We start from the raw sequence: 12,391 nt of genomic DNA, 5'->3' as shown, positions 1-12,391 counted from the left end.
TGTAGCCAAAAATGCAAAAGAAAAAAATTGAACAAGAAGGCTTCCACTGGGGAGCTCCTTGTTCAATTAACTGTTTTTATTGAAGATTCAACTTATACTTGCTGATATAGTGAATGGTGAAGTACATAGAAACAATCTTAATGACTTCATAAATGAGACCTGGAATGAAGTTTGCTCCAAATTCATCAATATTTCCATAAACCAATGCATACCCGACAGCATATGAATCTCTAAATGGATTGACTGCTGTACCGATGATACTTAAAACAATGCACAAGAGAAAGAAAAACAGAATAGCCTTAAATCCTCGACGATTTTGAAACAGTTGGCCAAGTGCGATCGATACATAAAATAGGAAGATCCCTGAAGCTGTGGTAAAAATCCACCAAACGATAATCCAATAAGCAATAGAATGACTAAAAGCCTCAGCGATAATACTAAATACAGGAGAGAGGTCTTGTCCAATGACAGCGCCCATCACAATAATTGTGATAAAACCACTAAAAAATAGAAGGAATAGGCAGTAAAGACTCGCTACAAAAGCTCCCACAAATTTAGATAAAATGATCGCATGCGGGCTAGCTGGAAGGGTCCAGGTCAAGTAACCTTCGCGTCCGTATAAGTTGGAATAGAAACGACGGATAATAATATAGTAGTTACTAAGATAAAGACCAATGACTCCTCCAAAAATGAGAATCCCAAGAGTCCCCGTTATGATTTGCATACTATTGGTTTCCATATTCACAAAACCGTTTGTAGCACTTCCACCAATAACACCTGTAATCACTGACAAACCTAGTGCGATCAGGGTGATCAATAAATACCACTTAGCTGTCGATTTAAATTCATATTTTAATAATTTACCAAACATGGGTTCCTCCTAATAAACACGGAATTGATCACGGAAGATCTCATCGATTGATTTTCCGTGTTGATTGCGCATAACAGTCGTATTTTCATGCAAGAGGATTCTTCCTTGGTTGATGAAAATGGCCTCATCCAAAACTTGCTCAATATCCGCAATCAAGTGAGTAGAAATCAAGACAGAAGAGTTTGGACGTCTGTTTTGAATAATGGTCCGCAAAATATAATCACGCGCTGCTGGGTCAACCCCACCGATTGGTTCATCAAGAACATACAAGTCAGCTTCACGGCTCATCACCAAAATCAATTGCACTTTTTCCTTGTTCCCTTTTGAAAGGCTGTTCAATTTTTGATTTGGCTGCAAATGCAAATCGTTGAGCAATTGGTAAGCTCGTTGGACATTAAAATCTGCATAAAAATCTTGGAAATAGTTAATAGCATCAATAATTTTCATATTTTCATTCAGATAAGTTGTATCTGGCAAATAGGAAACCACTTTTTTAGAAGCTGGGGATGGTAATTGCCCATGAATATAGATATTTCCAAGGCTTGGTTGCAACAAACCATTAATCAATTTAATGATGGTTGTTTTCCCACTACCATTGGGACCCAAAAGGCCAATAATACGGCCAGGTTGGATGTTCAAACTAACATCCATGAGAGCAACTTCATGCCCATAATTCTTTGTCACATGGTCCAAGTAGACCAAAGGATACTGATTCATGTAAATCTCCTTTATTTTCTATTTATGCTATTATACCCTGTCCCCTTGATGATTGCAACTTTATCTGAAAATTTGCTAAGAATTTGTAAATACTTGTTCAAAAAAATAGGGATAAATAAATCAGAGGTTAGGGAAACCCCAACCTCTGATTTATTTTGATGCATAGAATGTTTAACTAATTCCAAGTGCGATCCGTGCATAACGGCTCATCTTTTCAACCGTCCAAGCAGGGTACCAGACCAACTTCACATCCACAGATGTCACTTCTTCTACTTCTGCTAAAACATCATGAATCTGATCTGTCAGAAGGTCCGCTAATGGACATCCCATGGTCGTTAGAGTCATATCAATGATGGTTGCTCCAGTTTCACCGTCAAAATGGATCTCGTAGACAAGACCTAAATTGACAATGTCAATCCCAAGCTCAGGATCGATTACCTCTTCCAAAGCATTTAAAATTTTATTTTTAATTTCTTCAATTTGCTCAGTTGTATATGCCATATGACTTCCTTTTTCTGCTATTTACTCTCGATAGAATTTCTGGGCTCGGGTTAAAAAGATCCCCCGGACCTGGGTCGCTTTTTGATTTCTTGGCGACCGTTAAAAAGATCCGCAGGATCTTTTTAATCCTCTATAAAGTCACGTAATGGTTTGCTTCTGCTTGGGTGGCGGAGTTTGCGGAGGGCTTTGGCTTCGATCTGACGGATCCGTTCACGGGTCACGTTGAAGACTTTGCCCACATCTTCCAAGGTCCGCATTTTTCCATCATCGAGACCAAAACGAAGGCGCAAAACATTTTCCTCCCGGTCAGTCAGGGTATCGAGGACTTCATCCAATTGTTCGCGTAGTACCACACGAGTGGTGTAGTCTACAGGATTTTCAATCACTTCATCTTCGATGAAATCGCCCAAGTGGCTATCGTCTTCTTCCCCGATTGGAGTTTCAAGAGATACAGGCTCTTGAGCAATCTTCAAGATTTCACGCACCTTGTCTGGTGTCATATCCATACGTTCAGCGATTTGTTCTGGTGTTGGGTCTTGTCCCAATTCTTGCAAGAGATTGCGTTGTTCACGAACCAACTTGTTAATGGTTTCCACCATGTGAACAGGAATCCGAATGGTACGGGCTTGGTCTGCAATGGCACGAGTGATGGCCTGACGGATCCACCAAGTAGCATAAGTAGAGAACTTGAACCCTTTGGTATAGTCAAACTTATCAACCGCCTTCATCAAGCCCATGTTTCCTTCTTGGATCAAATCCAAAAATTGCATTCCACGACCAACGTAACGTTTCGCAATGGATACAACCAAACGAAGGTTAGCTTCTGCTAGACGTTGCTTAGCTTCCAAATCACCTTGTTCCACCAAGATAGCCAATTCTTGTTCTTCTTCATTTGTCAAAAGAGGAACAACCCCAATTTCTTTCAAGTACATCCGTACTGGGTCATTGACCTTAGCAGAGTTGCTTCCAAGCAGTTCTTCATCTGACAATTCTGGCTCTTCCTCATTGTTCAACACACGCGCACTTGGGTTGCCGTCTTTATCAGTGATCGAAATCCCTGCATCTTGAATGCGTTGCAAAAGATCTTCAATCCCATCTGCATCGAGTGTGAATGGAATAACCAATTGGTCATTAATTTCATCATCTGTTGCAGTTCCGCTTTTCTTGTGGCTGCGAATAAATTCTGCAATTTGAACGTCCAATGTTGTAATATCTTTTTGTTCTTTAGCCATTCTTACTCCATTCTTCTTTTTTGAGCGATTAAACGCTCGAGTTCCAATAAAGCTTTTTCCGCATCCCCTATTGAGGAAGCTTCCTTCACTTTATTTCCAATTTGTTGACTTTCTTTGCGAAGAAGCTCACGATTCCGTGTCGCTTCTACTTCTTCTAACTCACCATCTGCTATCTCATCTGGTAAATCTTCTTCTAACATGCGGTACCAGGCGTGCTGGACCCCTTCAGGCTGCTCAGATAAATCCTGAGAGGTGACTTCTCCATTTTGACAGAGCAATTGATACAAGATCTGTAACTCCGGCGTGTCGAAGGCAAAATCAGGTCGCAAACGGTAATCATTGAGGACCATTGGAAAATCCTTCATCCTACTTAACAAATGATTTTCCGCCTTGATCAAGCGCGTCATCCCACGATTCGGCAAGAGCTCCACTGAAAAATTCGACGTTTTGGATCGTCCACCTTCTTGCTCTTCTTGCCGTTGATGCAAGCGACTATTATTGACAATCTGCTCAATCTGCAAATAATCAAAGTCTGGCAATAAATCTGCCAACTTATAAATATAGGTGTTTTGCGCTGTGATGGAGCGCGTCTGGGCGATCATCGGTGCCAGCTTCTCGACAAACTCAATCTGTGCCTGTAAGTTCTCAATATACTGGGGTTTCCAGTAGTGCATCAAGAATTCAACCTTACTGATCCGCGAATTCTTCAAGAGGGAAGCTAGATCTTCTGGGGAGGTCTTTTTGAGGTACTCATCGGGATCCATCTGATCAGGGATACGGACGATCTCCAACTCCAGATCCTGCAAGACATCCAAGGCCTTAGCGGTTGCTTCAAGTCCCGCCTTATCCCCATCATAGGTCAGAATGACCTTTTTGGTAAAATGAGACAGGTGCTGGACGTGCTCTGGTGTCAAGGCTGTCCCCATAGAGGCGACTGCATTTTCAATCCCAGCTCGATAAGCCGCAATGACATCCATAAAGCCTTCCATGATATACATTTCATGTTGCTTTTTGGCGCTCGTCTTAGCTTGATCCAAATGATAAAGTTCATAACTCTTATTAAATAGACGGGTACTTCGACTATTCTTGTACTTGGCTTGATGACTGCCATCATCCGTTAGTTTCCACAGCCTACCAGAAAAAGCAATGACACGTCCACTATCATCCGTCAAAGGAAACATAATCCGATCCTGAAAGGCATCAAAAACTGTTCCAGCATCTGAGATTGTGAATAACCCCGAATCGGTAATCACTTTCTCAGAGAACTTCTCAGAGAGATTTCGATAGAGATAATTCCCTTCTGCTGGGGCTAAGCCCAATTGAAAATGTCGGATGACCTCATCCGTCAATCCACGTTCATGCAGATAATTTCGCGCTTCTTCTCCCATCTTTGTCGTCATCAGAATCGCCTGGTAGAACTTACTGGCTTCCTGATGAATCTCATAAAGTTCTTGGTTGGGATTGATAGACGTTGGTTGAGCCGGCCTTGCTTGGTACTGAAGCGCAATACCCGCTTTTTCTGCTACGATCTGGACCGCATCCATAAAAGCCACTCCACGGTATTCCTCAATAAACTTAAAGACATCTCCCGAGCGACCACATCCGAAACAATGGTAAAACTGCTTGTCTTCAACGACATTAAAAGAAGGAGTCTTTTCACCATGAAAAGGACAGAGCCCTAAAAAATTACGGCCAGCCTTGGTCAAAGAAACAACTTCTCCAATAACTTCAACAATGTTTACACTGTTTTTAATTTCTGCAATTAGCTCTTTATCAACCATAAACAGTGCCTCCATTTTACCATAGATTATCACTTTATATTTTATACTAAAAGTTAGTAAAAGTAAATTTTTTCCTACCGATTTCACACATAAAAGAAAAGATTTTCAACCTTTATCACTAATTTTAAAAAATGAGGCATATTCCTTGTCAGTCGAATATTTTTCCGTTATACTATCATAGTAAAAAATTATTATGAAAGGACATATTTAGGATATGTTAAAAGATTTGAAAGCTTTTCTCCTTCGTGGGAATATTGTTGACCTTGCTGTAGCAGTCGTTATCGGAGCTGCATTTGGAGCTATCGTAACATCACTTGTTAACGATATCATCACTCCACTTATTTTGAAACCAGCTATGAAAGCTGCTGGTGTTGATAAGATTGCTAATTTGTCATGGAACGGTGTTGCATACGGTAGCTTCTTGAGCGCTGTGATCAACTTCCTTGTTGTTGGTACTGTTCTTTTCTTCGTAGTGAAAGCTGCTGAAAAAGCTCAAAACCTTGGTAAAAAAGAAGAAGCTGTCGAAGAAGAAGCTCCTGCTCCTACTCAAGAAGAGTTGCTTACTGAAATCCGCGACTTGCTTGCAAACAAATAATCAGATAAAAAGATCCGATCTTCTAGCTAGAAGATCGGTTTTTTTGTCTTTAACGGATGATAAAAACAAAAAACAGACCGAAGTCTGTTCTTGTATTCAATTAGAATTTTTTACGTTTACGAGCTGCTTCTGATTTACGTTTACGTTTTACAGAAGGTTTTTCATAGAATTCACGTTTGCGTGTTTCTTGAAGAGTACCAGCTTTAGTAACCGCACGTTTGAAACGACGAAGAGCATCGTCAAGAGATTCATTCTTACGTACTACTGTTTTTGACATATTTTTCACTCCCTTCAAGCCTAAAATCTTAATCATTTTATCACACTTTAAGGACGCTGTCAAGAACTTTTAACAGTTTTCTATTCTTTCCCCCCACTGTTCTTTTTCAATGATCACTTTTTCAATTCACTTTTTTTATGATACAATGGAAACATAGAAAACCCTGAAGGAGATACCATGTCAGAAATTTATGATATTACGATTGTTGGGGGCGGACCAGTTGGTCTGTTTGCTGCTTTTTATGGCAATATGCGCCAAGTTAAAGTCAAACTGATTGATTCCTTGCCTCAACTTGGAGGGCAACCAGCCATTCTCTATCCAGAAAAAAATATCCTCGATGTACCCGGTTTTACCAATTTAACAGGTGAAGAATTAAGCGACCGCTTGATCGAGCAAGTCAAACGATTCGATACACCGATCTTCCTCAATGAAACTGTAGAGGATATTCAAAAAGAGGGTGACCTCTTCATTATCACTACTTCTCGCCAAGTGCATCAGTCTAAAGCAGTCATCATTGCCATGGGTGGCGGTGCCTTTAAACCACGTGCTCTTGATATCGAGGGGGCTGATACCTTTGATAACGTCCACTATCACGTATCAAACATCCAACAATATGAAGGACAACAGGTGACCGTCCTTGGTGGTGGGGACTCTGCTGTGGACTGGGCTCTTGCTTTTGACAAGATTGCTCCAACTACAATCGTTCACCGTCGGGACAACTTCCGTGCCCTAGAACACAGTGTAGAAGAACTCAAGCAATCTTCTGTCAGCATCAAAACACCATTTGTTCCTAGCCGCTTGATTGGAGAAAATGGTCATGCCACACACCTTGAAATCACAAAAGTCAAATCCGATGAAACAGAACTCATCCCGATTGATCACTTATTTGTCAACTATGGCTTTAAATCTTCAATCGGAAACTTAAAAGAATGGGGTGTAGAATTGCAACGCCATAAAATCAAGGTGAACCAAAAACAAGAAACCAGCCTTCCTGGAATTTATGCCTGTGGAGACTGCTGCTTCTACGAAGGAAAGATTGATCTCATCGCTACAGGTCTGGGGGAAGCTCCAACAGCCGTAAACAATGCCATCAACTACATCTATCCAGATAAAAAAGTCCAACCAACCCACTCAACAAGTTTATAATAAAAAAGGCCTTTGGCCTTTTTTAAATTGAAGTCAAACTATTTTAAGTTAATCGATTCTGCAAAGAAGTAAAAATGAGTTCCTATTTTTAGTTTGAATCAAGAAAATACAAAAACTTTCCGCTGTGAGAAAAGTGCCTGAAACAATACGTTTCAGGCACTCGGGAGTTTTGAGAGTAAAACAGTTTGGGAAACTGTTTTAGCCTGAGCCCAGAAATTAAAGAGCGAAGGGGCTCAATACAAATTGAACAAGGGCTGCGGATTGTGTCAAAAAGATAAGTTCTCCTAGAATCGAAAGATTCTGCGTCAAACTTCCTATTTTGACTTTATCCGCAGACGCCCTCTGTATCTTAATTTAGTCATGGAACTTCTATGAAGTTCGCTGACGTCCGTACTCACCTAAGGAAAGTTTTTAAAAAGACTTTAACCTCATTATGAAAGGCCTTTGGCCTTTTTTATTTGTCTAAATCGTCTGCGATCTTATTGATCTTACGCAAGCGGTGATTGACACCGCTTTTTGAAATAGATTGTTGCAAGCTATCGGCAATCTGCTGGATAGAATAATCTGGATGGTTCATCCGGATATAGGCAACTTCTTGCAGGTCACTTGGTAAACTCCCTAGGCCGACCGTATCCACAATTTTACTAATATTATTAATGGTTTTCATGCTAGCAGTAACTGTGCGCTGGATATTGGCCATCTCGGCATTATTGGCCCGATTGAGGTCATTACGCGTCTCTCTCATAACCTTGATGGACTCAAATTCCTGCATGGCTTGCATGGCCTCTACCACAATTAGAAAATCAATAATATCTTCCGCTCGTTGCAGATAGGTTACCACTCCTTTTTTCCGCTCGATGGTTTTCGCATCTAGTAAAAATCCTTGCATGAGAAGGGCAATTCCTTCCGCGTGGTCTGTATAAACAGAATGAATTTCCAACTGGTACTTCCCTTTTTCAGGATCCTTGATGGAACCACTCGACAGAAAAGCCCCCCGAAGATAAGCACGACTGGCTACTTCATCTTCTAAAACACTGGCATCAATGCCTGTCTCAATCCCAAAAAAGGCATCTGCCAAATGCAAGTCAGCAAGAATCGCTTCCACCTTTTCATCCAAGAATACTGTGTAAACACGATTTTTTTTCAAATTGGTTTTTTGGTGGTGGCGAATATCCGATTTGGCCTCATAAAAATGATGCAACAATTCATAGATATGGCGAGCGATCTTGGCATTTTCTGTCGTCACCGAGAGCGTCAAGCCCCCCATTGAAATCCCAAGACTTCCAGACATCTTGATAATGGCAGCTAATTCACTCTTTTCAAATCGCTTGAGAGACAATAATTCTTCTTTGACACGAACCGTAAAACTCATTTTCTCACCTGCACGATCTGCATCAGCTCTTCGACCACTTTTTCACCATCATGAAAAGCTCCCCCGTTGACCAGCTTTAAGAAATCGGAAGAAATCACTTGAGGCACTTGCGATCGCAAGCCCTTAAAATCATGCTCTACCTGCACTAAGTATTCATCAAATTTATTGCTGTTCATGTAGGCTGCGGGAACCTGATTGATATTGACAAGGACGGTATCAATGAACTTCTCTCCCAAATGTTTATGGAGCACGGCAACGTGGTCGCTATCTGTGAAATGCTCGGTTTCTCCTCTTTGGGTCATGATGTTACAAACATAAGCCACTTGGGCCTTGGTTTCAAGGATGGCTTTCCCAATCTCATCGATCATCAAATTAGGAAGGATCGAGGTAAAGAGCGAACCAGGACCTAAGACGACCATATCACTTTCAAGAATCGCTTCCACCACTTTCTTACTAGCTTTTGGGCGCTCTTGATCAAAGGTATTGGTCACATAAACATGATCAATCATGCCGGTGTAGTTGGCAATGTGGCTTTCTCCTACCACTTCTTTTCCATCTTGAAAAACGGCATGAAGGGTCAAGGGACTATCACTCGACGGATAGATCTTGCCGGTTGTATGAAAGAACTTAGTCAACAACTGCATGGCATTATAGGTCGAGCCTTGCATCTCTGAAATCCCTGCAATAATCAAGTTTCCCAAAGGGTGCCCAGCCAAAGGACCATCATCCTCCGCAAAGCGGTATTGAAAGACTTTCTCATAAAAACGAGGCATATCTGACATGGCAACCAAGACATTTCGAAGATCCCCAGGTGGTGTCAATTTTTGGATGTTCTTCCGCAATTCACCTGAGCTACCGCCATCATCTGCAACAGTTACAATGGCAGTGATCTCGACCGGTTTCTTTCTTAGACTATCGAGAATAACAGAAATCCCTGTCCCTCCTCCAATAACGGTTACTTTAGGTTTTCTCATGAGCGATTCACCGTTTCTTTCCGTCTGTCCTTGTCTCTATGACTGCAATTGACCTGCCAATTTTTTTCTAAATCATGCGCTAAGCGCTCTGCAAAGGCTACTGAACGGTGTTGACCTCCAGTACAGCCCATGGCGATGGTGAGAACGGATTTACCTTCTCGTTTATAAGACGGTAAAATAGGAACGATTAAGTCATGGAGATGACGGTAAAAGTCCTCTGATTCAGGGTGATCCATGACATAATCATAGACAGCTGGATCTTGACCGGTTAAATTCCGAAGCTCCAATTTATAGTAGGGATTTGGAAGAAAACGCACGTCAAAGACGAGGTCAGCATCGATCGGAAGGCCGTATTTGAAACCAAATGACATGACCTCAACCCGAAAATCTGGCTGATTATCTTGACTGGCAAATTGCTCTGCAATCGTTTTTCTCAGATTACGGGGCGTCAACTCAGTCGTGTCCACCACATTTTGACTGATATTTTTTAAAGGAGACAAGAGCTCGCGCTCTAGGGTAATCCCATCTAAAACACGGCCATCTGCTGCTAGTGGGTGGCTACGACGTGTTTCCTTGTATCGTGCTACCAACTCACTATCAGTGGCATCCAAGAACAAGACCTTGAAATCGAGGTCTTCTTGGTTGTCCAATTCATCCAAAATGGTGCGAATTTCATTGAAAAAAGAACGGCTCCGCATATCCACAACAACGGCTAATTTATTGTTATCGGGACTGTGGCGCATGAGCTCAATAAATTTCAGCAAGAGCGCCGGTGGCATATTATCGATGGTAAAGTAACCCAAGTCCTCAAACGATTGGATGGCGACGGTCTTTCCAGCACCGCTCATCCCGGTTACCATGACCAGTTGAATCTTACTTTCTGTCATTTTCTCCTCCCATAAATAAAACAGAGTGGCCTACAGTTTCCTGCTCTCCACTCTGTCTTTTTGTCTTTGAATGGTTATTAGGACTTTAATTCCGCAATAACTTCAATTTCAACCTTCACATCACGTGGCAGGCGTGCTACTTCAACAGCAGATCGAGCTGGAAACTCTGTGGTAAAGACTGTTTTATAGACCTCATTAAAAGGTACAAAGTCATTCATATCACTTAAGAAACAAGTGGTTTTCACCACGTGGTCGAAGTCTGTCCCAGCCTCTTCCAAAATAGCCCCAATGTTCTTTAAGACTTGCTCTGTTTGTTCTTGGATGGTTTCTCCAATGATTTCACCTGTTTCAGGTGACAAGGGAACTTGTCCGCTTGCAAAGAGAAGATTGCCTACGATTTTCCCTTGAACATAAGGTCCAATTGCTGCAGGTGCTTTATCTGTATGAATTGTTTTTGCCATAGTATTCTCCAAGTCTATTTACTTCTGCTGGTTTTCTTTTGCTAATTTTTCCCTTTGTAGGCGCAACTTGCGCTTAGGATTTAGCGTATTAAAGAGTTCTTCTAGTTTTTCAGCATTCCAAACATCGGCTGCTGAAACAAAATTTCCATTTTCATCTCGAAAAGATATTGGTTTATCTCCCACTGAAAAAGCCTCACTTCTTATTTGGAATCCTTGATCCGCTGGGGATCTATCCTAATCTACAAACTCAAATTCAAATTTACCGATCCGGACGATATCGCCATCTTTTGCCCCACGCGCACGGAGAGCTTCATCAACCCCCATGCCACGCAATTGACGAGCAAATTTCATGACCGCTTCATCACGATCGAAATTCGTCATATTAAAGAGTTTTTCAAGTTTTTCACCAGACAAGACCCAAGCGGCATCGTCATCCCGACTGATGTCAAAGGCTGGCTGGTCTTCATCAAAGCCATAGTAGACTTCTTCTTGGGCCATTTCGTCTTCTGAATACAAGAGGAATTCTGGTGTTTTGTCTAACAATTCTGCCGTTGCTTCTAACAAGTTGTCCAAACCTTGATGCGCCAAACTAGAGATCGGAAAGATCTGTGGCAGTTCATCAAATTCATCGTAATTGGCTGCCAATTTCTTCTTGAATTCTTTCAAGTTTTCTTGGCTCTCTGGCATGTCCATTTTATTTGCCACGATAATCTGAGGCCGCTCCATCAAACGAAGATTATAGGTTTCAAGCTCTTTATTGATTTGAACATAATCTTCATAAGGATCGCGTCCTTCACTCGCTGACATATCAATAACATGCAAGATAACCCGTGTGCGCTCGATGTGGCGAAGGAACTGGGTTCCAAGTCCAACACCTTGGCTAGCTCCCTCAATTAATCCAGGAAGGTCTGCGACTGCAAAGGATTCACCAGATGGCGTCCGAACCATTCCCAAGTTTGGCACGATGGTTGTAAAATGATAGGCCCCAATCTTTGGCTTAGCTGAAGTGATGACACTGAGAAGGGTCGATTTCCCAACAGAAGGGAAACCAACCAAACCAACATCTGCCAAAACCTTGAGTTCTAATTCGAGTTCGCGTTCCTGACCAGGTTCCCCATTCTCAGAAATCTCTGGGGCTGGATTTTTAGGAGTGGCAAAACGAATGTTTCCACGTCCGCCACGGCCACCGTGGGCGACAATGTACTCTTGTCCATTTTCAACTAGGTCCGTAATGACCTTGCCAGTCTCGGCATCTCGGACGGTCGTTCCTTGAGGAACCCGAACATAGAGATCTTCTGCTCCCCGTCCGTGCATCCCTTTGGTCATTCCTTTTTCCCCATTTTGGGCTTTGAAATGCCGGTTATAACGGAAGTCCATCAGAGTGCGCAAGCCTTCGTCTACTACGAAGATGACATTGCCACCACGACCTCCATCACCACCCCAAGGTCCGCCATTAGGGACATATTTTTCACGGCGAAAGGCCACCATGCCATCGCCGCCATTTCCAGCCTTGACCTTAATCTTGGCTGTATCTAAAAACATACTCATAAATAGATGATTTCCTTTATTTCTGCGTG

General features: G+C 42.0%; 14 protein-coding genes. 2 read left to right on the top strand and 12 right to left on the bottom strand.

Annotation, left to right across the window (positions count from 1 at the left end):
* Window positions 1–76: 76 nt before the first annotated feature.
* The 5 genes from QM351_RS01255 to dnaG all read right to left on the bottom strand — a co-directional run bounded on the left by QM351_RS01255 (window position 77) and on the right by dnaG (window position 5,102).
* Window positions 77–871: a hypothetical protein gene (locus tag QM351_RS01255; protein WP_414326203.1), complete on the bottom strand. Its 795-nt coding sequence runs from the start codon at window positions 869–871 to the stop codon at window positions 77–79.
* Window positions 872–880: 9 nt separating this feature from the next.
* Window positions 881–1,588: an ABC transporter ATP-binding protein gene (locus QM351_RS01250; protein ID WP_024054676.1), complete on the bottom strand. Its 708-nt coding sequence runs from the start codon at window positions 1,586–1,588 to the stop codon at window positions 881–883.
* A 171-nt stretch (window positions 1,589–1,759) separates the two neighbouring features.
* A complete protein-coding gene (locus tag QM351_RS01245) occupies window positions 1,760–2,089 on the bottom strand; it encodes a metal-sulfur cluster assembly factor (protein ID WP_004220168.1) in 330 nt (109 codons plus the stop codon).
* A gap of 122 nt (window positions 2,090–2,211) precedes the next feature.
* Window positions 2,212–3,321 carry an RNA polymerase sigma factor RpoD gene (gene rpoD / locus QM351_RS01240; protein WP_003003251.1) on the bottom strand — a complete coding sequence of 370 codons (1,110 nt, stop codon included), beginning with the start codon at window positions 3,319–3,321 and terminating at the stop codon, window positions 2,212–2,214.
* A gap of 2 nt (window positions 3,322–3,323) precedes the next feature.
* Window positions 3,324–5,102 carry a DNA primase gene (dnaG, locus tag QM351_RS01235; RefSeq protein WP_414326202.1) on the bottom strand — a complete coding sequence of 593 codons (1,779 nt, stop codon included), beginning with the start codon at window positions 5,100–5,102 and terminating at the stop codon, window positions 3,324–3,326.
* 214 nt (window positions 5,103–5,316) lie between these two features.
* Here dnaG and mscL point away from each other — a divergent pair, with 214 nt between their 5' ends.
* Window positions 5,317–5,697, top strand: a complete 381-nt coding sequence (gene mscL, locus QM351_RS01230; protein ID WP_021152922.1) for a large conductance mechanosensitive channel protein MscL — start codon at window positions 5,317–5,319, stop codon at window positions 5,695–5,697.
* Between the two features lie 100 nt (window positions 5,698–5,797).
* Here the strand turns inward: mscL and rpsU are convergent, their stop codons facing one another.
* Window positions 5,798–5,974 carry a 30S ribosomal protein S21 gene (gene rpsU / locus QM351_RS01225; RefSeq protein ID WP_000048054.1) on the bottom strand — a complete coding sequence of 59 codons (177 nt, stop codon included), beginning with the start codon at window positions 5,972–5,974 and terminating at the stop codon, window positions 5,798–5,800.
* Between the two features lie 177 nt (window positions 5,975–6,151).
* On the opposite strand from rpsU, the gene QM351_RS01220 reads away from it, so the two are divergent.
* Window positions 6,152–7,120, top strand: coding sequence for an NAD(P)/FAD-dependent oxidoreductase (locus QM351_RS01220; protein ID WP_118228336.1), 969 nt, complete (start codon window positions 6,152–6,154; stop codon window positions 7,118–7,120).
* A gap of 454 nt (window positions 7,121–7,574) precedes the next feature.
* On the opposite strand, the gene whiA is transcribed toward QM351_RS01220, so the two are convergent.
* The 6 genes from whiA to obgE form a co-directional block, all read right to left on the bottom strand.
* Window positions 7,575–8,492: a DNA-binding protein WhiA gene (gene whiA, locus QM351_RS01215; protein ID WP_414326200.1), complete on the bottom strand. Its 918-nt coding sequence runs from the start codon at window positions 8,490–8,492 to the stop codon at window positions 7,575–7,577.
* Window positions 8,489–9,466, bottom strand: a complete 978-nt coding sequence (locus QM351_RS01210) for a YvcK family protein (RefSeq protein WP_201089786.1) — start codon at window positions 9,464–9,466, stop codon at window positions 8,489–8,491. The genes whiA and QM351_RS01210 overlap by 4 nt, the downstream gene beginning before the upstream one ends.
* A complete protein-coding gene (gene rapZ, locus QM351_RS01205; protein ID WP_009732574.1) occupies window positions 9,463–10,353 on the bottom strand; it encodes an RNase adapter RapZ in 891 nt (296 codons plus the stop codon). The genes QM351_RS01210 and rapZ overlap by 4 nt, the downstream gene beginning before the upstream one ends.
* 77 nt (window positions 10,354–10,430) lie before the next feature.
* On the bottom strand, window positions 10,431–10,814 hold the full coding sequence (locus QM351_RS01200; protein WP_155125117.1) for a RidA family protein: 384 nt from the start codon (window positions 10,812–10,814) through the stop codon (window positions 10,431–10,433).
* Window positions 10,815–10,832: 18 nt separating this feature from the next.
* A complete protein-coding gene (locus tag QM351_RS01195) occupies window positions 10,833–10,997 on the bottom strand; it encodes a hypothetical protein (protein WP_003006512.1) in 165 nt (54 codons plus the stop codon).
* A 51-nt stretch (window positions 10,998–11,048) separates the two neighbouring features.
* A complete protein-coding gene (obgE, locus tag QM351_RS01190; RefSeq protein ID WP_023917726.1) occupies window positions 11,049–12,362 on the bottom strand; it encodes a GTPase ObgE in 1,314 nt (437 codons plus the stop codon).
* Between the last annotated feature and the right edge of the window lie 29 nt (window positions 12,363–12,391).

The organism is Streptococcus parasanguinis (assembly GCF_047465465.1).
GTDB lineage: Bacteria > Bacillota > Bacilli > Lactobacillales > Streptococcaceae > Streptococcus > Streptococcus parasanguinis_AI.
Note: the sequence above shows the minus strand (reverse complement) of the source record. Positions and strands in the feature narration are given on the sequence as shown.

What these genes read in the sequence shown, in the direction of transcription:
- whiA (WP_414326200.1), bottom strand. Translation starts at nt 8,492, where the DNA reads ATGAGTTTTACGGTTCGTGTCAAAGAAGAATTATTGTCTCTCAAGCGA.
- rpoD (WP_003003251.1), bottom strand. Translation starts at nt 3,321, where the DNA reads ATGGCTAAAGAACAAAAAGATATTACAACATTGGACGTTCAAATTGCA.
- rapZ (WP_009732574.1), bottom strand. Translation starts at nt 10,353, where the DNA reads ATGACAGAAAGTAAGATTCAACTGGTCATGGTAACCGGGATGAGCGGT.
- QM351_RS01250 (WP_024054676.1), bottom strand. Translation starts at nt 1,588, where the DNA reads ATGAATCAGTATCCTTTGGTCTACTTGGACCATGTGACAAAGAATTAT.
- mscL (WP_021152922.1), top strand. Translation starts at nt 5,317, where the DNA reads ATGTTAAAAGATTTGAAAGCTTTTCTCCTTCGTGGGAATATTGTTGAC.
- obgE (WP_023917726.1), bottom strand. Translation starts at nt 12,362, where the DNA reads ATGAGTATGTTTTTAGATACAGCCAAGATTAAGGTCAAGGCTGGAAAT.
- dnaG (WP_414326202.1), bottom strand. Translation starts at nt 5,102, where the DNA reads ATGGTTGATAAAGAGCTAATTGCAGAAATTAAAAACAGTGTAAACATT.
- QM351_RS01220 (WP_118228336.1), top strand. Translation starts at nt 6,152, where the DNA reads ATGTCAGAAATTTATGATATTACGATTGTTGGGGGCGGACCAGTTGGT.
- QM351_RS01200 (WP_155125117.1), bottom strand. Translation starts at nt 10,814, where the DNA reads ATGGCAAAAACAATTCATACAGATAAAGCACCTGCAGCAATTGGACCT.
- QM351_RS01255 (WP_414326203.1), bottom strand. Translation starts at nt 871, where the DNA reads ATGTTTGGTAAATTATTAAAATATGAATTTAAATCGACAGCTAAGTGG.
- rpsU (WP_000048054.1), bottom strand. Translation starts at nt 5,974, where the DNA reads ATGTCAAAAACAGTAGTACGTAAGAATGAATCTCTTGACGATGCTCTT.
- QM351_RS01245 (WP_004220168.1), bottom strand. Translation starts at nt 2,089, where the DNA reads ATGGCATATACAACTGAGCAAATTGAAGAAATTAAAAATAAAATTTTA.
- QM351_RS01210 (WP_201089786.1), bottom strand. Translation starts at nt 9,466, where the DNA reads ATGAGAAAACCTAAAGTAACCGTTATTGGAGGAGGGACAGGGATTTCT.